Source organism: Pseudomonas lalkuanensis, assembly GCF_008807375.1.
Taxonomy (GTDB): Bacteria; Pseudomonadota; Gammaproteobacteria; order Pseudomonadales; family Pseudomonadaceae; genus Metapseudomonas; species Metapseudomonas lalkuanensis.
The window spans coordinates 3,603,217-3,623,264 of sequence record NZ_CP043311.1 but is presented as its reverse complement, the minus strand read 5'-3'; the positions used below and the strand labels follow the sequence as shown (position 1 = coordinate 3,623,264).

At 64.4% G+C, this 20,048-nt stretch carries 20 protein-coding genes and 5 tRNA genes; 14 read left to right on the top strand and 11 right to left on the bottom strand.

All coding sequences use genetic code 11. The features are described 5' to 3' along the window. Positions 1–41: 41 nt before the first annotated feature. Positions 42–764, bottom strand: a complete 723-nt coding sequence (locus FXN65_RS16880) for a sulfite exporter TauE/SafE family protein (protein WP_151134542.1) — start codon at positions 762–764, stop codon at positions 42–44. Further along, positions 761–2,095 (bottom strand): flavin-containing monooxygenase, encoded by a 1,335-nt coding sequence (locus tag FXN65_RS16875; protein WP_151134540.1) that lies wholly within the window; start codon positions 2,093–2,095, stop codon positions 761–763. Before FXN65_RS16875 ends, FXN65_RS16880 begins: the two co-directional genes overlap by 4 nt. Positions 2,096–2,262: 167 nt before the next feature. On the opposite strand from FXN65_RS16875, the gene FXN65_RS16870 reads away from it, so the two are divergent. Continuing rightward, a complete protein-coding gene (locus tag FXN65_RS16870; protein WP_151134538.1) occupies positions 2,263–3,009 on the top strand; it encodes a spermidine synthase in 747 nt (248 codons plus the stop codon). A gap of 302 nt (positions 3,010–3,311) precedes the next feature. On the opposite strand, the gene FXN65_RS16865 is transcribed toward FXN65_RS16870, so the two are convergent. After that, a complete protein-coding gene (locus FXN65_RS16865; RefSeq protein WP_151134536.1) occupies positions 3,312–4,103 on the bottom strand; it encodes a crotonase/enoyl-CoA hydratase family protein in 792 nt (263 codons plus the stop codon). Positions 4,104–4,471: 368 nt separating this feature from the next. On the opposite strand from FXN65_RS16865, the gene FXN65_RS16860 reads away from it, so the two are divergent. After that, positions 4,472–6,139, top strand: coding sequence for a DEAD/DEAH box helicase (locus FXN65_RS16860; protein ID WP_151134534.1), 1,668 nt, complete (start codon positions 4,472–4,474; stop codon positions 6,137–6,139). Between the two features lie 129 nt (positions 6,140–6,268). On the opposite strand, the gene FXN65_RS16855 is transcribed toward FXN65_RS16860, so the two are convergent. After that, positions 6,269–7,036 carry a DODA-type extradiol aromatic ring-opening family dioxygenase gene (locus tag FXN65_RS16855; protein WP_151134532.1) on the bottom strand — a complete coding sequence of 256 codons (768 nt, stop codon included), beginning with the start codon at positions 7,034–7,036 and terminating at the stop codon, positions 6,269–6,271. A gap of 99 nt (positions 7,037–7,135) precedes the next feature. On the opposite strand from FXN65_RS16855, the gene FXN65_RS16850 reads away from it, so the two are divergent. After that, the gene (locus tag FXN65_RS16850) at positions 7,136–7,792 is read left to right on the top strand and encodes a thiopurine S-methyltransferase (protein WP_151134530.1); all 657 of its coding nucleotides are present in this window, start codon (positions 7,136–7,138) and stop codon (positions 7,790–7,792) included. Between the two features lie 112 nt (positions 7,793–7,904). Here FXN65_RS16850 and htpX read toward each other — a convergent pair whose 3' ends face one another. The 3 genes from htpX to FXN65_RS16835 form a co-directional block, all read right to left on the bottom strand. Next, positions 7,905–8,777 (bottom strand): protease HtpX, encoded by an 873-nt coding sequence (htpX, locus tag FXN65_RS16845; protein WP_151134528.1) that lies wholly within the window; start codon positions 8,775–8,777, stop codon positions 7,905–7,907. Positions 8,778–8,865: 88 nt separating this feature from the next. Then, a complete protein-coding gene (locus tag FXN65_RS16840) occupies positions 8,866–9,318 on the bottom strand; it encodes a hypothetical protein (protein ID WP_151134526.1) in 453 nt (150 codons plus the stop codon). Positions 9,319–9,324: 6 nt separating this feature from the next. Beyond that, complete coding sequence (locus tag FXN65_RS16835) at positions 9,325–10,536, bottom strand: pyridoxal phosphate-dependent aminotransferase (RefSeq protein ID WP_151134525.1); 1,212 nt, start codon at positions 10,534–10,536, stop codon at positions 9,325–9,327. A gap of 173 nt (positions 10,537–10,709) precedes the next feature. On the opposite strand from FXN65_RS16835, the gene msrB reads away from it, so the two are divergent. The 3 genes from msrB to FXN65_RS16820 all read left to right on the top strand — a co-directional run bounded on the left by msrB (position 10,710) and on the right by FXN65_RS16820 (position 12,171). After that, positions 10,710–11,102, top strand: a complete 393-nt coding sequence (gene msrB / locus FXN65_RS16830; RefSeq protein ID WP_151134523.1) for a peptide-methionine (R)-S-oxide reductase MsrB — start codon at positions 10,710–10,712, stop codon at positions 11,100–11,102. A 119-nt stretch (positions 11,103–11,221) separates the two neighbouring features. Further along, a complete protein-coding gene (locus FXN65_RS16825) occupies positions 11,222–11,707 on the top strand; it encodes a glutathione peroxidase (RefSeq protein WP_151134521.1) in 486 nt (161 codons plus the stop codon). Next, positions 11,704–12,171 carry a MarR family winged helix-turn-helix transcriptional regulator gene (locus FXN65_RS16820; RefSeq protein ID WP_151134519.1) on the top strand — a complete coding sequence of 156 codons (468 nt, stop codon included), beginning with the start codon at positions 11,704–11,706 and terminating at the stop codon, positions 12,169–12,171. The genes FXN65_RS16825 and FXN65_RS16820 overlap by 4 nt, the downstream gene beginning before the upstream one ends. Here FXN65_RS16820 and FXN65_RS16815 read toward each other — a convergent pair. Then, the gene (locus FXN65_RS16815; protein ID WP_212632315.1) at positions 12,152–14,521 is read right to left on the bottom strand and encodes a response regulator; all 2,370 of its coding nucleotides are present in this window, start codon (positions 14,519–14,521) and stop codon (positions 12,152–12,154) included. The two genes, FXN65_RS16820 and FXN65_RS16815, sit on opposite strands and share 20 nt — an antisense overlap. A 56-nt stretch (positions 14,522–14,577) precedes the next feature. Here FXN65_RS16815 and FXN65_RS16810 point away from each other — a divergent pair, with 56 nt between their 5' ends. Both FXN65_RS16810 and FXN65_RS16805 read left to right on the top strand, forming a co-directional pair. Continuing rightward, on the top strand, positions 14,578–15,468 hold the full coding sequence (locus FXN65_RS16810) for an ATP-binding protein (RefSeq protein ID WP_151134515.1): 891 nt from the start codon (positions 14,578–14,580) through the stop codon (positions 15,466–15,468). After that, positions 15,465–15,947, top strand: a complete 483-nt coding sequence (locus FXN65_RS16805) for a GAF domain-containing protein (protein ID WP_151134513.1) — start codon at positions 15,465–15,467, stop codon at positions 15,945–15,947. The genes FXN65_RS16810 and FXN65_RS16805 overlap by 4 nt, the downstream gene beginning before the upstream one ends. Positions 15,948–16,055: 108 nt before the next feature. Here the strand turns inward: FXN65_RS16805 and FXN65_RS16800 are convergent, their stop codons facing one another. Then, entirely contained in the window at positions 16,056–16,718 is a 663-nt protein-coding gene (locus FXN65_RS16800; protein WP_151134511.1) for a glutathione S-transferase family protein, read from the bottom strand. A gap of 23 nt (positions 16,719–16,741) precedes the next feature. Then, a complete protein-coding gene (locus FXN65_RS16795; RefSeq protein WP_151134509.1) occupies positions 16,742–17,512 on the bottom strand; it encodes a hypothetical protein in 771 nt (256 codons plus the stop codon). 230 nt (positions 17,513–17,742) lie between these two features. Between FXN65_RS16795 and FXN65_RS16790 the strand changes: the two genes are divergently transcribed. From FXN65_RS16790 to FXN65_RS16770, 5 genes are all read left to right on the top strand, one after another. Further along, positions 17,743–17,818 (top strand) — tRNA-Glu (locus tag FXN65_RS16790). A 5-nt stretch (positions 17,819–17,823) separates the two neighbouring features. Continuing rightward, positions 17,824–17,899, top strand: a tRNA-Gly gene (locus FXN65_RS16785). An 84-nt stretch (positions 17,900–17,983) separates the two neighbouring features. After that, positions 17,984–18,059: transfer RNA gene (locus FXN65_RS16780), tRNA-Gly, on the top strand. Positions 18,060–18,065: 6 nt separating this feature from the next. After that, positions 18,066–18,141: transfer RNA gene (locus FXN65_RS16775), tRNA-Glu, on the top strand. 17 nt (positions 18,142–18,158) lie between these two features. After that, positions 18,159–18,234 (top strand) — tRNA-Gly (locus tag FXN65_RS16770). Between the two features lie 54 nt (positions 18,235–18,288). On the opposite strand, the gene FXN65_RS16765 is transcribed toward FXN65_RS16770, so the two are convergent. Beyond that, positions 18,289–19,428 (bottom strand): SRPBCC family protein, encoded by a 1,140-nt coding sequence (locus tag FXN65_RS16765; RefSeq protein WP_151134507.1) that lies wholly within the window; start codon positions 19,426–19,428, stop codon positions 18,289–18,291. 418 nt (positions 19,429–19,846) lie between these two features. Between FXN65_RS16765 and FXN65_RS16760 the strand changes: the two genes are divergently transcribed. Beyond that, positions 19,847–20,038 carry a hypothetical protein gene (locus FXN65_RS16760; RefSeq protein ID WP_151134505.1) on the top strand — a complete coding sequence of 64 codons (192 nt, stop codon included), beginning with the start codon at positions 19,847–19,849 and terminating at the stop codon, positions 20,036–20,038. The last annotated feature ends 10 nt before the right edge of the window (positions 20,039–20,048 follow it).

Genomic DNA, 20,048 nt, shown 5'->3' with positions numbered 1-20,048 from the left:
CGGTAGATGAGCCATGGTAACCGAAAGGCCCCGAGGCGGCGCTAGGCGCGCCAGCAGAGCAGCACGCCGCAGAGGCAGAGCAGCAGGTGGATGGCGGTGCGGAAGTGTCCTTCGGCCAGGCGCTGGTGCAGGTACTCCCCGGTCAGCGCGCCGAGCACGAGCAGCGGCGCGTAGGTGCCGATTCGCGGCAGCGCGGGTGCCAGGCTGCCGTCGTGGAGGAAGGCCAGGGTCAGCAGGCTGTTGAGGCCGAACCAGGCGCAGAGCAGCGTGGCGCGCAGGGGTGCCTTGTCCAGCGCGGTGCCGGCCAGGGCGTGGACCAGCAAGGGGCCGCCGGAGGCGAACAGGCCATGGCTGATGCCCGCCGCGCCGGTCTGCAGGCGCGTCATCCAGGACGGCCTATGGCCTTGGGGCGCGCCGCGCAGCAACTCGCGCAGCGCGAACCAGAGGATCAGCAGCCCGAAGCCCAGTTTCATCGGGCCGTCATCCAGCCAGTGACGCAGGCCGTAGCCGATCGAAGTACCGATGAGCATGCCGGGCAGGACGGTTGCCAGCAGCAGGCGCCATTGCACCTGGTGGCGATTCCTCCAGGCGAGGAAGCCGCTCATGAGGATGTTCAGCGGCACCAGCACCGGTAGCAGGTCATCGATCGGCAGCAGCAGGGCGCCCAGTGACAGCGCGACAAGGGTGCTGCCGAAACCGGTAATGGCTTCCAGGGTGTAGGCGAGGAGGATGAACAGGCCCAGCCAGAGCCAGGCGTCGCTCATGTCCCGGCCGGGATGCCGGCAAACGGCTGGACACATTCCAGGCCCTGGCCGAGTTCGGCGATGTGTCGCTTCACCTGATTGCGGTAGCTGTCCTTGTGCACGTAGTACGCCATGCGTTCCAGCTCCAGGTAGGCGTAACCACCGTCGAGGCGCTGGCAGGCGCGATCGGCCTTGAGGGCACGGAAGCGTTCGGCCTGCTGGCTGCGGGCCTGCTGCTGGCGAATGTACAGGGCCACCAGTTCCGCCTGTTCCGCGCGGCCCTGCCAGCCCAGGCCTGACGCCTCGACCATGCCCATCATGAACAGGTCGTCGTACTCCGGATGGAAGATGTTCAGGTAGAGCTGCGGGGCGCCGGCGCGCTCGGGCCAGTTCAGCTGGGCGCGGTCGATGAAGGGGTAGTCCAGCTTGTAGCCGGTGGCCTGGAGGATCAGGTCGTACTCGGCCTGGCGGCCATCGCTGAAGGTCACGCGGCGGCCGTCGACGTGCGTGATGTCCGGACGCGCCTTGATGTCGCCATGTCCCAGGTGATGGAGCACCAGGGAGTTCATCACCGGGTGGGATTCGTAGAGCTTGTAGTCCGGGTCGGGAAGGCCGTACTGCGACGGCTTGCCGACCAGCGCGCGCACCAGCAGGCCATCGACCAGTTGCTTGAGCCGGCGCGGGAGCTTCACGGCGCCGCCGAATGTGTCGCTGGGGCGGCCAAGGATGAACTTGGGCAGGAAGTAATAGCCACGGCGTACCGAGAGGTCCACGGAGGCGGCGCGGTGCACGGCGTCGACGGCGATGTCGCAGGCTGAATTGCCGCAGCCCACCAGTAGCACCCGCTTGCCCTCGAACATGACTGGCGAGCGGTAGTCCGCCGAGTGCAGCAGTTCACCGTCGAAGTGGCCAGGCAGGGCGGGACGATTGGCTGTGTGCAAGGTGCCATTGGCGATCAGCACCCCGTCGAAATGGCCCTCGCGACGTTGGCCGTCCTGCTCGCTGATCAGTTTCCAGCCGCGCTCCAGACGTTCCAGGTGAACTACACGGGTATTGAAGCGGAAGTGCTTGTACAGATCGAAATGCCGGGCGTAATCGCGGAAGTAGCGGCGCATTTCGCTGTGGTGCGGGTAGGGTGCCACGTCGGCATCCATGGGAAATTCGCTGAACTCGGTGGTGTGCTTCGACGAGATCAGGTGCGCCGAGTCGTACATGGTGCTGTGGGGATTGTCGATGTCCCACAGCCCGCCGACATCGCCATTCAGCTCGAAGCCGACGAAGGGAATGCCATGTTTCTGCAGTTGGCGGGCACTGCACAGGCCCATGGGGCCCGCGCCGATGATGGCGTACATGCTGGATTCGACCTCTGCGCTGTTATTCTTGTGCGGTTTTTCGCCCCTGGGGCGCGCGGTTCGGATTATGCCGGGAGCACAGGCTCCGGCTTCAATGGCAATAGGCGCCGGTGCAGCGCCGGGTTGGTGCGAAATGTCAGCGCCGGCCTTGAAGGAGTGATGACTTGATGTCCGAGGAGCGCCTGCTCGCGGAAGTGCATGATGATTTCGGCGTGATCCGCGTCTACGAAGTCGGCCCCTATCGCATCCTCGAATTCGGCGAGGCGGTGGAGCAGAGCTGCGTCTTCGTAGCCGATCCGGCCTGGCTGGAATACGACTACACCCGGGCCATGCTGCTGGGGGCGCTGTGCCACGAAGCGCCGGAAAGCGCGCTGTTCCTCGGACTGGGGGCCGGCACCCTGACCCAGGCGTGCCTGAAGTTCCTGCCGCTGGAAGATGTGGAGGTGATCGAGTTGCGCCCCGATGTGCCGCGCCTGGCCATGGAGTACCTGGGGCTGACCGACGACCCACGGCTGTACGTGCGCATCGGCGATGCCCTGGAGCTGCTCGACAGCGCCGAGCCTGCTGACCTGATCTTCGTCGATCTCTATACCGACCAGGGACCGGGCGTCGGCCACCTGGCCTGGAATTTCCTCGGCGCGTGCCAGAAGCGCCTCAGCCCCGGAGGCTGGCTGGTGATCAACCAGTGGGCGGCGGACGATGGCAAGCCCCTGGGTGCCGCCCTGTTGCGCGGGCTGTTCCATCGCCATTACTGGGAGTGCCCGGTGAAGGAGGGCAACGTGGTGCTCTTCGTGCCTGCTGACCTCGAACAGACCCTGGATCACGACGCGCTCAAGGCCAGGGCCGACGCGCTGGCCCCTGTGCTGGGCTATTCGCTGCAATCGCTGCTGGATGTGGTGCGGCCGGCGAGTTAGCCGGGAGGAGCTAACCGCTTTCCTGGCGGACTCATCGGGATGTGGTTAAGAGTCAACGTCTCTGCCTGTGATGCGTCGAATGCCCGGGCCAGCAGGATGAAACCGATCCTGTAGGGTGCGCACAGCGTACCCTGGGGTCCAGACCGAGCTGCAAGTCAGTAGGGAGTGTCTATCCGGCTTTCTTGTGGGGGCGAATTCATTCGCCAAGGGCTGCGGAGCAGCCCCATCGATGGGAGTGGTTGGGCATCATGCGGCGTTCAGCCGGGTGCCGGGTGCCGGGTGCCGGTGGCCTTGGCGGCCGGTCATTTCCCCTTGAAGTGCCCGTCGCGCCGTTCCAGCATGGCCCGCAGGCCTTCCTTGGCATCCTCGGTTTCCAGCAGGCGCTTGGCCTCGGCCGGCAGGGCTGCTGCTGCAGCCTTTTCACCTTCGACCAGGGTCTGGCGCGCGGAGGCCAGCGTGGCGCGGACTCCCAGTGGTGCCTGGGCGGCGACCCGTTCCGCCAGCCAGATGGCGCGGGGCAGCAGATCTTCGGGTGGCAACACTTCCTGGACCAGCCCCAGCCGATAGGCCTCGTGCGCATCGAACTCATCCCCCGTGAGCAGCCAGCGCATGGCATTGCCCCAGCCGGCGATCTGCTGCAGGCGCAGGGTGGCGCCACCGAAGGGGAAGATGCCGCGCTGCACTTCCAGCTGTGCGAATCGGGTGGTACTGGCGCAGAGGTTGATGTCGGCCGCCAGCATCAGTTCGATGCCGATGGTGTAGCAGTAGCCCTGCACGGCGACCATCAGCGGCTTGGTCGGACGCGGGCCGCCGAAGGTACCCCAGGGGTCCACGGAGCCGGCCGGCATCTTCCAGCCCTGTTTGAAGGTATCCCCGACGCTGGCCAGATCGAGCCCCGCGGTGAAGTGCTCGCCATGGGCGAAGACCAGTGCGCAGCGCGCATTTTCGTCTCGTTCGTACTCGCCCAGTGCCAGGACCAGATCGTCCAGCATCGCCTGGTCGAAGGCATTGCGCTTGGTTGCGCGATCAAGGCCGATCAGCATGATGTGGCCGCGCTTTTCACGGCTGACGCGGCCGGCGGAACTGGTGGACATGGATGGCTTTCCTTCGTGGGAATGGCAGGAGGGCAGGTGGGATATAGACCCGCGCAATGGGCTTGTCCATTGCCTCGCACCGTCTGGCGGTGAGGAAGCCGGAGCACTGAAAAAGCTGCACGCGAGCAAGAATTTTCCTGTATTATGCGCGCCGGCCTATTGACGGCCCCGTTCAAGTACTGCGTTTTCCCGAGGCGCTTTGCCTTCGGCTGCAAGTCCGGCCTGCGGACTACCCTTGACGTTTCATCCATTCCCAATAAAGCGATCACGCAAATTCTCTACCAGGCTGCCAGGGTGACCCACAAGGTCCTTCACGGCATGTGCAGCCATGGAACAAGGGTCTTTGCGGATGCACATGAGGCAGACCCATGACCCAGGAACTCGGCACTTTCGCCGCGCTCGGCATTCATCCCAATGTACTGGCCGCAATCACTGCGGTTGGCTATGAAGAGCCGTCCCCCATCCAGGCCCAGTCGATTCCGGTGATCCTCGCCGGTCACGACATGATTGGCCAGGCCCAGACCGGTACCGGCAAGACCGCAGCCTTCGCGCTGCCGATCCTGTCGCGTATCGATCCGGCCAAACGTGAGCCGCAGGCGCTGATCCTGGCACCGACCCGCGAGCTCGCACTGCAAGTCGCTACCGCCTTCGAAACCTACGCCAAGCAGATGCCCGGCCTGAACGTGGTCGCCGTCTACGGCGGCGCGCCCATGGGTCCCCAGCTCAAGGCCCTGCGCCAGGGCGCCCAGGTGATCGTGGCTACCCCCGGCCGCCTGTGCGACCACCTGCGTCGCGATGACAAGATGCTCGCCACCGTGCAGCAACTGGTGCTGGACGAAGCGGACGAGATGCTCAAGCTCGGCTTCATGGATGACCTCGAAGTGATCTTCGAAGCCCTCCCGGAAAGCCGCCAGAGCGTGCTGTTCTCCGCCACGTTGCCGCCGTCGATCCGCTCGATCGCCGAGCGTCACCTGCGCAACCCGCAGCACGTCAAGATTGCTGCCAAGACCCAGACCGTAGCGCGCATCGAGCAGGCCCACCTGATGGTCCACGCCGACCAGAAGACCCCGGCTGTCCTGCGTCTGCTGGAAGTCGAGGAATTCGACGCGCTGATCGCCTTCGTGCGTACCAAGCAGGCCACCCTGGACCTCGCCAGCGCCCTGGAAGCCAAGGGCTACAAGGCCGCTGCGCTGAATGGCGACATCGCCCAGAACCAGCGTGAGCGCGTGATCGAGTCGCTCAAGGACGGTCGTCTGGACATCGTGGTCGCCACCGACGTGGCTGCCCGTGGTATCGACGTACCGCGCATTACCCACGTGTTCAACGTGGACATGCCCTACGACCCGGAATCCTACGTGCACCGTATCGGCCGTACCGGCCGTGCCGGTCGCGATGGCCGTGCGCTGCTGCTGGTGACCCCGCGCGAGCGCCGCATGCTGCAGGTGATCGAGCGTGTGACTGGCCAGAAGGTCGCTGAAGTGCGCCTGCCCAACGCCCAGCAAGTGCTGGATGCGCGCATCAAGAAGCTGAACACCAGCCTCACCCCGCTGGTGGCCGAGGCCGACGCCAAGTACGGCGACCTGCTGGACCGCCTGGTGGCCGATATCGGTTGCACCCCGCGTGCCCTGGCTGCCGCACTGTTGCAGCGTGCCACCAACGGCCAGGCCCTTAACCTGGCCGACGTGGAGCGCGAACAGCCCCTGGTGCCGAGCTTCCAGCCCCGCGAGCGCCGCGAGCGTGATGGTGCCGAGCGTGGCGAGTACCGCGAGCGCCGTGCGCCAATGCCGCTGGCCGAAGGCCGTGTACGCTGCCGTACCGCGCTGGGTACCCGCGACGGCATCGCCGCGAAGAACCTGCTGGGCGCCATCCTCAACGAGGGCGGTATTGCCCGTGAGGCCATCGGTCGCATCCAGATTCGCGAAACCTTCAGCCTGATCGAGCTGCCGGAAGACGGCCTCGACCGCCTGCTGGGCAAGCTCAAGGACACCCGTGTGGCCGGCAAGCAGCTCAAGCTGCGCCGCTATCGCGAAGACTGAAGCGCGATGCTGTAAAACGAAAAGGCCCCGCAATTGCGGGGCTTTTTTTTGTCTGGCGGGCGGAGTGGCGGTCAATCCTGCGGGAGCGAATTCATTCGCGAATGAATTCACTCCCATAAAGTTAAGCCGTTAGTCGAAGCGGTAGATATCCATCCCCAGCGCCCCCAGGGTGAAACCGCTGTGCACCAGGCCGAAGCGGTTGCCGGCGCCACGGGCGAAGTAGAGCGGCAGCAGATGCTCGTCCCGTGGATGGTTGCGCGCGGCGTGGGGCGCGAGGCTGCGGTAGTCGTGCAGGGCGGCCTCGTCGTCGGCTTCCAGGCGCTTCACCATCCAGTCGCGGAATTCCCTGGCCCAGGGGGTGACCACCTCGGGGCCGGCGTGCCAGTCCAGTTCACCCAGGTTGTGGGTGATGCTGCCTGAGCCGATCAGCAGGATGTCACGTTCCCGCAGGCTCGCCAGGGCTTTGCCGATGCGGGTCTGGAACGCAGGGCCGAGGCGGGTGGGCAGCGACAGCTGGACCACCGGGATATCGGCCTCGGGGTACATCAGTGTCAACGGTACCCAGGTGCCATGGTCGAATGGGCGTTGCGGGTCGACCCCGGCGGGAAAGCCGGCTTCGGTGAGCAGGTCGGCGATTTCCTCGGCCAGCTGCGGTGCGCCGGCTGCCGGGTATTGCACGGCGTAGAGCGGCGGCGGGAAGCCGTAGAAGTCGTGCCAGGTTTCCGGAAGCGGGTTGCCGCTGAGCAGCAGCTGGTTGCTCTCCCAGTGGGCAGAGACGACCAGGATCGCCTTGGGGCGCGGCAGGGAGTCGGCCAGGGCCTTTAGCGCCGGACCGCTTTCGCCGGGCTCCAGGGCGAGCATGGGAGAGCCGTGGGAGATGTAGAGGCTGGGTAGCATTTCGGAATTCCTCCGGTAGGATTCCGGCATCATCCTGGCTGGATATATCGATTTCCAGCATAAATATTTGAGCTATTTGATCGAATTCATGGAGGCGTCATGGACGAGCAATTCTGGCAGTCGCGCTGGGCGGAGAATCAGATTGGATTCCACCAGCGCGATGTAAACCCCTATCTGGAGCGCTACTGGCCACAACTGTCGCTGCCCCGTGGCTGCCAGGTACTGGTGCCGCTCTGTGGCAAGACCCTGGATATGGCCTGGCTGGCGGGGCAGGGGCACCGGATTCTGGGCGTGGAGCTGGCCGAACGCGCCGTGGTGGATTTCTTCGCCGAACAGGGGCTGACGCCCGAAGTGACGCAGCAGGGTGTGCTGCGCCGCTATAGCGCGGGTGCCATCGAAATTCTCCAGGGCGATTTCTTCGCCGTCACTGCGGCGGATGTTGCGCAGTGCCAGGCGCTCTATGATCGCGCCGCGCTGATCGCCCTGCCGCCGGTCATGCGTGATGACTACGTCGCGCACCTGCAGCGCATTCTGCCGGCCCGTTGCAATGGCTTGCTGGTCACCCTGGACTACGAGCAGGCGCGCCTGCAAGGGCCGCCTTTCTCAGTGCCGGAGGCCGAGGTGCGCAGGCACCTGGAAGCCGGCTGGGAGGTGGAGATGCTGGAGCGCAATGACGTTCTGGAGAAGAACTGGAAGTTCGCCTCCCGCGGGCTGGATAGCCTGCACGAGCCGGTGTTCCGCCTGACCCGCCGATAGCCGCGACACGCAGGTCTGCCACGTAGGTCTGCGCTGAACTCAGCCACAACCTGCGGTCCGGAGCAGGCAAAAAAAGGCGGCCAGTTGGCCGCCCAAGTCAGTGTGATTCGTTTCAGCCGCGGCGGCGCAGGGCCTCGATGCGGTCTTCCAGCGGCGGGTGGCTCATCAGCAGGCCGGCGAGGCCGTGCTTCAGGCCGCCGTTGATGCCGAAGGCGGTCAGGCTGTCGGGCATCTGCACCGGTACGCCTTGCTCGGCACGCAGGCGCTGCAGGGCGCCGATCATGGCGTTGGTGCCGGCTAGGTTGGCGCCGGCTTCGTCGGCGCGGTATTCGCGGCGGCGCGAGAACCACATGACGATGATGCTGGCGAGGATGCCCAGGACCAGTTCGGCGAAGATGGTCGCGACGAAGTAGCCGATGCCGGGGCCTTCTTCGTTCTTCAGGATCACCTTGTCGACGAAGTTGCCGAAGATGCGCGCGAAGAACATCACGAAGGTGTTCACCACGCCCTGGATCAGCGACAGGGTGACCATGTCGCCATTGGCCACGTGACCGATCTCGTGGGCCAGCACGGCTTTCACTTCATCGGGGGAGAAGCGCTCCAGCAGGCCCTGGCTCACGGCCACCAGTGCGTCGTTCCGGTTCCAGCCGGTGGCGAAGGCGTTCGCTTCGTAGGCCGGGAAGATGCCCACTTCCGGCATCTTGATGCCGGCTTCGCGGGACAGTTGCTCGACGGTCTGCAGCAGCCACTGCTCATGGCGGGTGCGGGGTTGGGTGATGATCTCGGTACCGGTGCTCATTTTCGCCATCCACTTGGAGATGAACAGCGAGATCAGCGAGCCGGCGAAGCCGAACACGGCGCAGTAGACCAGCAGGCTGCCGTAGTTCTGGCCGGTGAACCGGTCTACGCCCAGCAGTTTCAGGGTGATGCTGGCAATCACCAGGACTGCAAGGTTTGTGGCCAGGAACAACAGAATGCGCATCATGATTGGAACAGTCTCCTCACGGCGGAAAGCGGTTTCGTATGCGGGGGTATATAAGGGGCGGCCCTGGCGTATTCAACCAGGGACTATTTCAAACTATGTCGCCCATGGCGTCCGCACTGCTCTCGAAGATTAGCCGAGTCAGGCGTACGAGGCGTTCGCTGTCGGCTCCGCGCAGGGCCTCGCGCAGTTGCTGCGCAAGGCTGGCGCGGACCCGCAGGATGCTGGGTGGCAGATTTTCGGGGTTGGTCAGCGCGCCAGGCAGCGCGCGGGACATCCGCAGGAAACCCTTCTCGGTGAGGGTCGCCTGGTCCAGCGCTTCGAAATGGATGGTGCTGTCGAAACGCAGGTAGCCCTCGTCGGCAAGCCAGAGCAGCGCGCCCAGGCAGCTTTCGTGGCGCTTGCTGGGCAGGCCGAACTCATCCGGTTCGGACGGACCGATCAGGTCTTCCACATAGAGCGCGACCCGCCTCGGAAAGGCCTGATACAGCTGTAGCAGGCCAGTGGCGCAGTCCTTGTAGAAGTCGTCGATCTGCAGGTCCATGGGGCGTTACTGGCGATACGACTTGAGGAAGCTGCCGATACGGCCGATGGCCTGCTCGAGGTCGTCGACGCGGGGCAGGGTGACCACGCGGAAGTGGTCCGGCCACGGCCAGTTGAAGGCGGTGCCCTGGACGATCAGCAGCTTCTCGGAGAGCAGCAGGTCGAGGACGAACTTCTCGTCGTTGTGGATCGGGCAGACCTTCGGATCGATCTTCGGGAAGGCGTAGAGCGCGCCCATGGGCTTCACGCAGCTGACGCCGGGGATGTCATTGAGCAATTCCCAGGCGCGGTTGCGTTGTTCCAGCAGGCGGCCGTTGGGCAGTACCAGGTCGTTGATGCTCTGGTAGCCGCCGAGCGCGGTCTGGATCGCGTGCTGGCTGGGTACGTTGGCGCACAGGCGCATGTTGGCCAGGATATCCAGGCCTTCGATGTAGCTCTGGGCCTTGTGCTTGGGACCGGAAATCGCCACCCAGCCGGAACGGAAGCCGGCCACACGATAGGACTTGGACAGGCCGTTGAAGGTCAGGCAGAGAACGTCCGGCGCGAGGGAGGCAGTGGAGATGTGCTGGGCCTCGTCGTAGAGGATCTTGTCGTAGATCTCGTCGGAGAAGAGCACCAGGTTGTGCTGGCGGGCCAGTTCGACGATGTCCATCAACACTTCGCGCGAATACACGGCGCCAGTGGGGTTGTTCGGGTTGATCAGCACCAGGGCCTTGGTGTTCGGGGTGATCTTTGCCTTCATGTCGGCAATGTCGGGGAACCAGCCGGCCTGTTCGTCGCACAGGTAATGCACCGGCTTGCCGCCACCCAGGGCCACGGAAGCGGTCCACAGCGGGTAGTCCGGTGCCGGGATCAGCACCTCATCGCCGTTGTTCAGCAGGGCCTGCATGGCCATCACGATCAGCTCGGAGACGCCGTTGCCGAGGTAGATGTCCTCGATGCCGACGCCTTCCACCTGCTTCTGCTGGTAGTACTGCATCACCGCCTTGCGCGCGCTGAACAGGCCCTTGGAATCGCTGTAGCCCTGGGCTGTGGGCAGGTTGCGGATCACGTCCTGGAGGATTTCCTCCGGGGCTTCGAAACCGAACGGTGCCGGATTGCCGATGTTCAGCTTGAGGATGCGATGGCCTTCCTCTTCCAGGCGTTTGGCGTGCTTGAGCACCGGTCCGCGGATGTCGTAGCAGACATTGGCGAGCTTGTTCGATTTGCTGACCTGCATGATGCGTGGATGTCCCGAGTGAAAAGGGTCGCGCGAGGCGACGGGGATCGTTGCGCCTTGGCAGCCTGTAACGCCACTGCCAGACTGGCGTCTGATGAATCGCGCATGATACGTGCGGCCCGATGGCCCGAAAAGGTCGGGATCGGGCTTTTTTACCATTGCCGAGGACTGTCATGGACAAGCTTGAGAAACCCCTGGAAAGCTGGCGCGAAGAGCTTTCCGATGCCCAGTTCCACGTCTGCCGTCTGGGCGGCACCGAGCGCGCCTTCACCGGCGAGTACTACGCCACCAAGACGCCGGGCATCTACCACTGCGCCTGTTGCGGTGAAGCGCTGTTCGACTCCGATGCCAAGTACGATTCTGGCAGCGGCTGGCCGAGCTACTTCCAGCCGGTGAACAAGGAGGTCATCGCCGAGCGCGAGGACTTCAGTCACGGCATGCACCGCATCGAGGTGCGCTGTGCCCGCTGCGACTCCCACCTGGGTCATGTCTTCCCGGACGGCCCGCGTCCCACCGGACTGCGTTATTGCATCAACTCGGTGTCCCTGAAGCTCGAACCGCGTTAAGTGCGCGGCTTTCGCCGAGGCCCGCCAGAAGGCGGGCCTTTTTATGGAGAATTTAAATTGCACACAATTTAATTGAGAGCTATTTTTCCGGAACTCACTTCATCCAACAGGTTCCGACCATGAGCGACAAGATTCTCGATATCCCCGTAACCACCATCAAAGGCGAGCAGAAGACCCTCGGGGACTTCGGTGGCAAGGCCCTGCTGGTGGTCAACACCGCCAGCAAATGCGGATTCACCCCGCAGTACAAGGGCCTGGAAGAACTCTGGCAGCAATACAGGGAGCGCGGCCTGGTGGTGCTGGGCTTCCCGTGCAACCAATTCGGCAAGCAGGAGCCGGGTGACGAAGGCGCCATCAGCGAGTTCTGCGAGCTGAACTTCGGCGTCAGCTTCCCGCTGTTCAAGAAGATCGACGTCAATGGCGCGCAAGCCCATCCGCTCTACGTGCAGCTGAAGAAGCGTGCGCCGGGCTTGCTGGGCAGCCAGGGCATCAAGTGGAACTTCACCAAGTTCCTGATCAGCCATGACGGCCAGCGCATCAAGCGTTTCGCGCCGACCACCAAGCCGGAAGAGATCACCGCCGAGATCGAAGCCCTGCTGAAATGAACACGCCATCGATCGAGCCGGAGCTGCTGCTGGACAACCAGCTCTGTTTCAAGCTCTATGCCGCGTCCCGCGCGGTGATTCGCGGCTATCGGCCACTGCTGGAGCCCCTTGGCCTGACCTACCCGCAGTACCTGGTCATGCTGGTGCTCTGGGAGTGGCACGCACGGGCGCCGGAACAACCCACGGTCAAGGCCCTGGGCGAGCGCCTGCTGCTGGATTCGGGCACCCTCACGCCGTTGCTGAAACGCCTGGAGCAGCTCGGGTTGGTGCGCCGCCAGCGCGCGGCCCACGATGAGCGTGAAGTGCACCTGGCGCTGACGGAAGAGGGCGCGGCTCTGCGTGACAAGGTGATGCCGCTGCGCAACGAGCTGATCTGCGCCAGCGGGCTGGACCTCAACGAAATGGCTGAACTGCGCGCCCGCCTCGGCGAGTTGCTGGGTCAGCTCATCGGGTTGCCTGAGTAGTCGGCAGCCAGGTGTCGAGCAAGGCGACCAGCTCTTCGCGGCGGAAGGGCTTGGCCAGGTAGTCGTCCATGCCGGCGGCGCGGCAGCGTTCGCGTTCGTCCGGCAGGGCATTGGCGGTCAGGGCGATGATCGGCAGTTCCGGCCAGCGCCCACTCTGGCGAATGCGCCGGGTCGCTTCGTAGCCGTCCATCACCGGCATGTTGCAGTCCATCAACACCAGGTCGACGGACGATTGCTCCAGATGGCTCAGGGCCTCGGCGCCGTGAGTCGCCAGCAGCACGTCGCAGCCCAGCTTGGCCAGCATGCCCTTGGCCACCAGCTGGTTCACCGCGTTGTCTTCCACCAGCAGCACCCGCGCATGGCGATGCTGAGGTTCGGCCGCTTCCGGCGGTGCCGCCGGGGTTTCGTCCGGTAGTTTCAGCAGCACCCGCTGCAGCGCCTGGTGCAGCGCCGCCCGTGACAGGGGGCGGGCCAGCTGGTGCAGGGGCGTCAGGGTCGCCGCCCGTGGTGGCGGCAGGAAGCTGCCGTAACCGGTGACCAGCAGGATGGGCATATGGGCGGTGCGCCGCAGATTTTCCAGGCAGTCCGGGTTGTCGCTGATCAACAGGTCGGCGTGCGCGCCGCTGAGGTCGGTGCCCGCGTCGCGGCGTTCGAAATCCAGCCCCCACAGCGGCAGCCAGGTTCCCAGCATCTCGGCGAGGCCGCTCTTGGCGCCGCACAGGGCGATGACCTTGCCCTGCATCGGCGCGAGGGATTCCGCCGGGCTGTGCTCCACCAGCGGCAATTCCGCGCTGAACAGGCTGCCCAGGCCTTCCTGGGATTTGACGTCCAGCTGGCCCTGCATGGCCTCGCACAGATGGCGGGTCAGTGCCAGGCCAAGGCCGGTGCCGCCGAATTGCCGGGTGATGCCGGCGCTGCCCTGGGAGAAGGGCTGGAACAGTTTGGGCAGGGCTTCGGCGGAAATGCCGATGCCGGTGTCCCGAACCGTGATCAGCACGCCGCCTGGGCTGGGTGCGGCACGCAAGTCGACGCGGCCGAAACGGGTGAACTTGAGGGCATTGGACAGGAGATTGCTGATCACCTGGCGCACCCGCGTCGGGTCGCCCACCACCAGCGACGGCAGCTTCGGGTCGATCAGGCAGGTCAGCTCGACGCCTGGCGCGGTGTTCTGCGACAGCAGGTTGGCGGTGTCTTCCAGCAGCGTGCCCAGGTCGAAGGGGATCTGCTCCAGCTCCAGTTGGCCGGCTTCGAACTTGGACAGGTCGAGGATGTCGTTGAGCAGCTCCACCAGTACGCTGCCGGAGTCATGGGCGATCTGCAGCTGGCGCCGCTGCTCGTTGTTCAGCGGCCCGTCCAGCGCCAGGTCGAGCATCCCCAGCAGGCCGTTGAGCGGCGTGCGGATCTCGTGGCTCATGTTGGCGAGGAAGGCGGCGCGGGCCTTGGCCATTTCCAGTGCGGTGCTGCGTGCCACCTCCAGTTCCTGGTTGTAGCGGCTGAGGCGGCTGTTGGCGGCCTTCAGCTCGGCGGTGCGCGCCGACACGATGTTCTCCAGCTCGGCCAGGTACTGGTTGAGGCGCTCGTCCGCCTCGCGGCGTTGCTGCATTTCGGTGGCCAGGCTGGCCAGCTGGCGGTTCGTCACTTCCACCAGTACGCCGATCTCGTCCTGTTCGTGGCCGGGCGGGCAGGGCAGCCTGGTATCCGGCGAAGCGCGCGGGTCGCGCTCGCTGAGGCCGCGGATCAGCTCCACCAGCGGCTTGGTCAGCATGCTGTAGAACAGCACCAGGAGGATCAGCGACAGCAGCAGGCTGCGCACGAAGCCGCTGAGCAGGGTGATCATCGCCCGACGCAGGAAATGGCTGCCGAAGGCGAAGGTGTCGACTTCCAGGCGCAGGACGCCCAGGGTTTCGTTGGGGGCGTGGATGATGTAGAGGGGGTCCTCGAACTCGCGCTGCTCGCCGAACAGGTAGTCGCTGAAGATGCGGAAGTCGCTTTCGGTGCGCGGACGGCTGACGCTGGCCAGCACCGCTCCATTGTTGTCGATGATTTCCGCGCGAATCACCGCCGGCGAGCGCAAGAGGCCGAGGACCAGTTCCTGGGCCAGTTCGGCGTCGATGTTGTAGGCGATGCGCGCAGCCGGGCTGTGGGCGATCTCGAGGAGCGCCTTGATCTCGCGGTCGATCGAGGCGTTTTCGTTGAGATAGTCGCTGGCGACCTGGATGACGCTGAGGACGGTGCCGAGGAGGAACGCCACCAGCACGGTGAGGCTGGCCTGCTTGAATGACAGCCGTTGTGTCAGCGGAATATCCATGGGGCTTGGGATTTGGCCTTGTTCCGAGGGCTTGCCAAGCATAGCCTATCCCGTCTGCCGGCAGCGCCTGATGGCTGCGGCTGAAGAAGGAGTTGAACGTGGATTCCCGCCTGTATGAGATTCTCGAGCGCGCCGATGCGGTGCTGGCTCGTCTCGAACCCCTGTTGCCGGTCCCTCGGCCGGTAATCGACTGGCAGAAGAGCCTGGCTGCTCGCTGGCATCGCGATGGCCGCAGCGGATACCTGCAACCGCTGGACGTCAGCCTGGACCTGTCCCTCGCCGACCTGATCGGTGTCGACAAGCAGCGCGAGCAGCTGGCTGGCAACACCCGCCAGTTCGTCGACGGGCTGCCGGCCAACCATGCGCTGCTCTGGGGCGCCCGGGGTACCGGCAAGTCTTCCCTGGTCCGCGCGCTGCTGGCCGAGCATGCCGGTGCCGGCCTGCGCCTGATCGAGATCGAGCGCGACCATCTGGCGGACCTGCCGCGCGTGGTGGAGCAACTGGCCGGCCTGCCGCAGCGCTTCGTGCTGTTCTGCGATGACCTGTCCTTCGAGGCGGGCGAGGGCGACTATCGCGTGCTCAAGAGCGTGCTGGATGGCTCCCTGGAACGTGCCCCGGACAACGTGCTGCTCTACGCCACCTCCAACCGCCGCCACCTGGTGCCGGAGAAACAGAGCGACAACGAGCACTGGCAGATGGTCGACGGCGAACTGCATCCCAACGAGGCGGTGGAGGACAAGATCGCCCTGTCCGACCGCTTCGGTCTATGGCTGTCCTTCTATCCCTTTACCCAGGATCACTTCCTGGCCGTGGTGCGCCACTGGATCGGCGTCCTGGCCGAGCCGGCAGCCCTGCGCTGGGAGTGGACCGAGGAACTGGAAATACTGGCGATTCGCTGGGCCCTTGGCCGCGGCAATCGCAATGGCCGTTGCGCCTATCAATTCGCCCGCCACTGGGTCGGGCTCGCTTTACTGGAGTCTTCCAAATGATCGATCTGCAACAGGCCGGCGCGGGCCTCTCCGGTTATGCGCTGCTGGCTGCCCAACTGGAGTCCCTGCTGGCCGATGAGCGCGATTTCATCGCCAACAGCTCGCAATTTTCCGCCTTTCTTTTCAACGAGCTGGCGGACCTGAACTGGGCCGGGTTCTACCTCAATCGCAACGAGGAACTGGTACTCGGCCCGTTCCAGGGCAAGGTCGCCTGCGTTCGCATCCCCTTCAGCAAGGGCGTCTGCGGCGCAGCGGCACGCACCCGGGAAACCCAGCGAGTGGAAGACGTGCACGCCTTCCCCGGCCACATCGCCTGCGACAGCGCGTCCAACAGTGAGCTGGTGGTGCCGCTGCTGAAGGACGGCCGACTGATCGGTGTGCTCGACCTGGACAGTCCCAAGCCGGCGCGCTTCACCGCAGAGGACCAGGCCGGTATCGAGCAGCTGGCGGCGATCTACCTGCGCCTGACCGACTGCTGATCGCGCTGTAATGCAAAAGCCCGGATCAATCCGGGCTTTTTCGTTTGGGCTTGGGATACCACGTCCTTGCGAGGTGGTTTGCTAGAGGGCGTTGAAGGAGCTACAGGCTCAGGCGCGGCCAGCCAGCTTGGCGAGGATCTTCTGTTCGCCCGGCAGGACCGCTTGCGCCGATTCCCGCGCGGTCATGCGCGCGTAGTGGGCCGCCAGCTGCGGCCAGCACCCGGCATCGAGGCGCTCGCCGCCGTGCTCCATGTTGATCATCTGGGTGGTGAAGGCGAGGTCGGCGATGGTCAGGCGCTCGCCCACGAAGTACTCGGCGGTGCCCAGGGTCTTTTCCAGGTAGTCGAAGTGGGGCGGCAGCTTGTCCACCAGGGCTGCCTGGACGATGGCTTCGTCGCAGGATTGGCCCATTGACGGCTTCAGGGTCCGGTTGCGGAACACGCCGAAGGTGGCCAGCGGGGCCACTTCGTAGTCGCAATATTTCTCCAGCCAGCGGACTCGCGCGCGCTCCTCGGCGTCACGGCCATAGAGCGGGGCGAGGTGGGGGTGTTTCTCTTCCAGGTACTGGCAGATCACGCTGGAGTCGGCGAGGGTCATATCGCCGTCGCGCAGGGCCGGAATGCGGCCCAGGGGGCTCAGCTCGCGGAACCAGCTCGGCTGGCTGAAGGGCGAGACGATTTCCAGTTGGTAGTCCAGCCCCTTTTCCAGCAGGTAGAGGCGCACTTTGCGCACGAAAGGAGACAGCGGGGCGCCGTAGAGGGTCAGGCTCATCGGGAGGTCCTCGTCTGAGCGGATCAGTCGTAGATGTTCTTCTTCTTCCAGGTATCTTCGTCTTCCAATGACTTAAGACCCTCAGTCAGCTCGCTCGGTTCGTCAGCGCTCGGCTGGGCGTTTTCCAGCACCATGGCATTGGCGCGGGCGAGCTGGGCTTTCAGCTGTTGCAGCTGATTCTGGTAGTGGGCGGGGTCGGGCTGCTTCTGCAGGTACTGGACGCCGCGCTCGAAGGCCAGGCGAGCCTGGCGCGGCTGGTTTTCCTGCAGGGCCTGCAGGCCGAGGTTGGTGAAGAACTCCACGTGCAACTGGACCAGCATGTCGCGGATTTCCTTCACCCAGCTCTTGGCCTCGTTGGCCGGCAGCAGGCCATCCTGGGCGGCGCGGGTGATCTGGCCGTGGAGGCTTTCCAGCTGGAAGCGGATTTCCTTGGCCTTGGCTTCGCTGGCGATCTTCTGCGGTGGGTTGTTCACCGGGATGGATTCGCCCTGGCCAACCAGCGGGCGGAGCTGCCCGAGGCGGGTCTTGAGGGCGTTGTCATTCTTGTCCACCTGCAGCAGGCGTTCGCCGAGCTGCAATTGCAGGCGGGTCAGCAGCAGCTTGAGGGCGGGGGAGACCATCTGGCCGGGGAGGGTTTCGGAAAGGTCGGCGCAGCGGCGGATGCGGTCACTGAGGTCGGCCTTGAGTCGGGCCTTCTCCAGTTTGCTGTTCTCCACCATGTGGTTCACGTAGCCAATGACAATAAGGATGACGATACCGACAACGATCAACAGGGTGATCACGAGTGGCGACATCTATAGGGCTCCGAGGTTCTTGTCAGAATGGGCTGAGTGTAGAGGCTCGACTACCGCGCTCATAGAGGTGGATCAAATTTTGAGCAGAAGTCATTGATTTTAAAAAGTTTTTGATAAGGGGTTGACGGGTGTTCGAGGCGTCCCTAGAATGCGCGCCACTTCGACGCGATGCCCAGGCAGCGCTGAGAAGCCGGAAGAAAGCATGAAAGCTGTTGTAAGTTCCGGGCCGCGTCCCCTTCGTCTAGTGGCCTAGGACACCGCCCTTTCACGGCGGTAACAGGGGTTCGAGTCCCCTAGGGGACGCCAATATTGCGGGAATAGCTCAGTTGGTAGAGCACGACCTTGCCAAGGTCGGGGTCGCGAGTTCGAGTCTCGTTTCCCGCTCCAGATTCAAAGCAGGGCCAGTGCCTTGCTTACCCGGTCCCGAGAAGGGATTGGGCGCACCTAGAGTGCGGGCTGTAAAGGTTGCACGCGGGAATAGCTCAGTTGGTAGAGCACGACCTTGCCAAGGTCGGGGTCGCGAGTTCGAGTCTCGTTTCCCGCTCCAATTTCAGTCCCCTTCGTCTAGTGGCCTAGGACACCGCCCTTTCACGGCGGTAACAGGGGTTCGAGTCCCCTAGGGGACGCCACTTTGTAAATGCTGTACGCGGGAATAGCTCAGTTGGTAGAGCACGACCTTGCCAAGGTCGGGGTCGCGAGTTCGAGTCTCGTTTCCCGCTCCAAATAAACGAAAACGCCGCTCATACGAGCGGCGTTTTCGTTTCCGCATTCCGGGTTCAGACCAGATCGAGCTGGTGGACCGGAGCCTTCTCGATGGCGCGTTCGGCCATCTCCTTCAGTCGCTTCATGGATTCGGCCGATTCGCGGTCGATCTTGCCACGCATCACCAGCCAGTTCGCAAGCCGCATGGCCAGCCCTGAGAAGCCGTACTCCAGGGTGCGGACGAAGCGGGTGCCGCTCGCCGTGCTTTCGCATTCATAGGTCAGCACCAGATTCAGTCCGTGGGTACCCCGGGCGGTTGCGCGCCAGCGGCGGCCGGGGCTGAACTCGGTCACCGCCCAGCTCAGGTGCCCGGCACGCCCGCCCGCATGGATGTCTTCCTCGAAGTGGCTGCCAGCCGGCAGAGGTCCGGCGGTGCCGTCCACGCGAAGGGAGGAGGGGTGCCACTCCGGCCAGCGGGTGACGGTGGCGGCATAAGCCAGGACCCGCTCGGGGCCGCGGTCGATTTCCACTTCGTGCTGCAGTCGGGTCATGGCGCGCTCCTGTTCCAGTGGCTCCCAGTGCAGGCTCCCCTTGAGCCAGTCCATCAGGGGGAAAACCAGGTTGAAGTTGTGGGTCTGCATCAGGTCTCGGCGATGGTGCAGTTCGTGCAGCCGGCGCATGTGGCGAATCCAGGGCAGGCGCGAGATCGGGTGGTCGGCTGGCAAGTGCTCGCAGGCGTGGAAGACCTCGTAGCTCAGGTAACCGGCCAGCAGGGTGGCGGAGAACAGGGCGGCGACGTTGGCGTTGATCAGGGACAGCAGCCACCAGGCGGCGAACAGGCCAACGCTGTAGAACAGGATCAGCCAGGCGGGGAAGAGGATCACCCGCCAGTCCCGGGCCGATTCCCAGGTCATTCGCCCGGCGACGAAGAAGCTGTGGTGGTCGCCGGTGTGGCGCTTGTAGAACATCCCGCCAAGGCGCGTCTTGCGGTGGCCCAGGTTCTTGTGGATGGAGTATTCCCCCCAGCTGAAGAACACCAGGGCGGCCGGCACCACCAGCCACTCCCAGGCTTCCACCTGTTCCAGGTGGCTGATGAAGAACGCCAGGCAGGTGGCGCCGTAGAGCAGCACGAAGCCGCCATGCGCCCAGGCGTTGTAGAGGGGGTGGATGCCCGCGCGATAGCGGTCGCGAAACGCCTGGGTGTCGTGGCTCATGGCTGCTCCGGCAGTCTTGTTGGTGTGCCCCGCAGTCTAGTGAGGGTTCCCGTCTTTTGAAGCGGGGTTCCCGGTTATTCGTGAATTTTGGCAGAAGTGTCGGCCTCCCGTGGTGCTCGCGGTTCGGAGAACTCGGCGGAGTCCGGATGCTGGAAACGGCTTTCCCCAAGGGCTGTTCGGAGGGGGTTCAGCGGGTCGCCCGACGGGCGGTTCGCGCCGCTCTAGGCTCCCGGTGGTGCGGATTTTTCCAGGGGCTGCGGCGTGGTGCATTTCGTTAGCTAGCGAACGAAGTGCACGTGGGCCGGTCCTAGTTTCCGAGACCGATCGTTGGTTCGTAGCCCTCCAGTCACCCGTATTGGCCGAGGAGGCTCCCGCTGATCGTTTCTGTTTTGCCCTTTTTGTTGTTCGGAGTTTGATTATGAAATCTGTTATCGCCCTTGCTTCCGCACTGACCATCGTTCTCTCGGCCACCTCGGCCATGGCCGCAGGCGGTGGCGATCGTACTACTGCACGCTGGCAGGCCCGTCTGGCGAAAGTCCAGATGCAAGAGCAGAAGCAGCAAGAAGCTGTGGCTGCAAAACAACGCGCCGAACTGTCCAAGCAGGGCTGATTCGAGGCGC

Coding starts and splice junctions, on each gene's coding strand:
- FXN65_RS16855 (WP_151134532.1), bottom strand. CDS start 7,036: ATGCTACCCAGCCTCTACATCTCCCACGGCTCTCCCATGCTCGCCCTG.
- FXN65_RS16825 (WP_151134521.1), top strand. CDS start 11,222: ATGAGCGACAAGATTCTCGATATCCCCGTAACCACCATCAAAGGCGAG.
- msrB (WP_151134523.1), top strand. CDS start 10,710: ATGGACAAGCTTGAGAAACCCCTGGAAAGCTGGCGCGAAGAGCTTTCC.
- FXN65_RS16850 (WP_151134530.1), top strand. CDS start 7,136: ATGGACGAGCAATTCTGGCAGTCGCGCTGGGCGGAGAATCAGATTGGA.
- FXN65_RS16840 (WP_151134526.1), bottom strand. CDS start 9,318: ATGGACCTGCAGATCGACGACTTCTACAAGGACTGCGCCACTGGCCTG.
- htpX (WP_151134528.1), bottom strand. CDS start 8,777: ATGATGCGCATTCTGTTGTTCCTGGCCACAAACCTTGCAGTCCTGGTG.
- FXN65_RS16805 (WP_151134513.1), top strand. CDS start 15,465: ATGATCGATCTGCAACAGGCCGGCGCGGGCCTCTCCGGTTATGCGCTG.
- FXN65_RS16765 (WP_151134507.1), bottom strand. CDS start 19,428: ATGAGCCACGACACCCAGGCGTTTCGCGACCGCTATCGCGCGGGCATC.
- FXN65_RS16870 (WP_151134538.1), top strand. CDS start 2,263: ATGTCCGAGGAGCGCCTGCTCGCGGAAGTGCATGATGATTTCGGCGTG.
- FXN65_RS16760 (WP_151134505.1), top strand. CDS start 19,847: ATGAAATCTGTTATCGCCCTTGCTTCCGCACTGACCATCGTTCTCTCG.
- FXN65_RS16795 (WP_151134509.1), bottom strand. CDS start 17,512: ATGTCGCCACTCGTGATCACCCTGTTGATCGTTGTCGGTATCGTCATC.
- FXN65_RS16820 (WP_151134519.1), top strand. CDS start 11,704: ATGAACACGCCATCGATCGAGCCGGAGCTGCTGCTGGACAACCAGCTC.
- FXN65_RS16875 (WP_151134540.1), bottom strand. CDS start 2,095: ATGTACGCCATCATCGGCGCGGGCCCCATGGGCCTGTGCAGTGCCCGC.
- FXN65_RS16835 (WP_151134525.1), bottom strand. CDS start 10,536: ATGCAGGTCAGCAAATCGAACAAGCTCGCCAATGTCTGCTACGACATC.
- FXN65_RS16880 (WP_151134542.1), bottom strand. CDS start 764: ATGAGCGACGCCTGGCTCTGGCTGGGCCTGTTCATCCTCCTCGCCTAC.
- FXN65_RS16860 (WP_151134534.1), top strand. CDS start 4,472: ATGACCCAGGAACTCGGCACTTTCGCCGCGCTCGGCATTCATCCCAAT.
- FXN65_RS16800 (WP_151134511.1), bottom strand. CDS start 16,718: ATGAGCCTGACCCTCTACGGCGCCCCGCTGTCTCCTTTCGTGCGCAAA.
- FXN65_RS16865 (WP_151134536.1), bottom strand. CDS start 4,103: ATGTCCACCAGTTCCGCCGGCCGCGTCAGCCGTGAAAAGCGCGGCCAC.
- FXN65_RS16815 (WP_212632315.1), bottom strand. CDS start 14,521: ATGCTTGGCAAGCCCTCGGAACAAGGCCAAATCCCAAGCCCCATGGAT.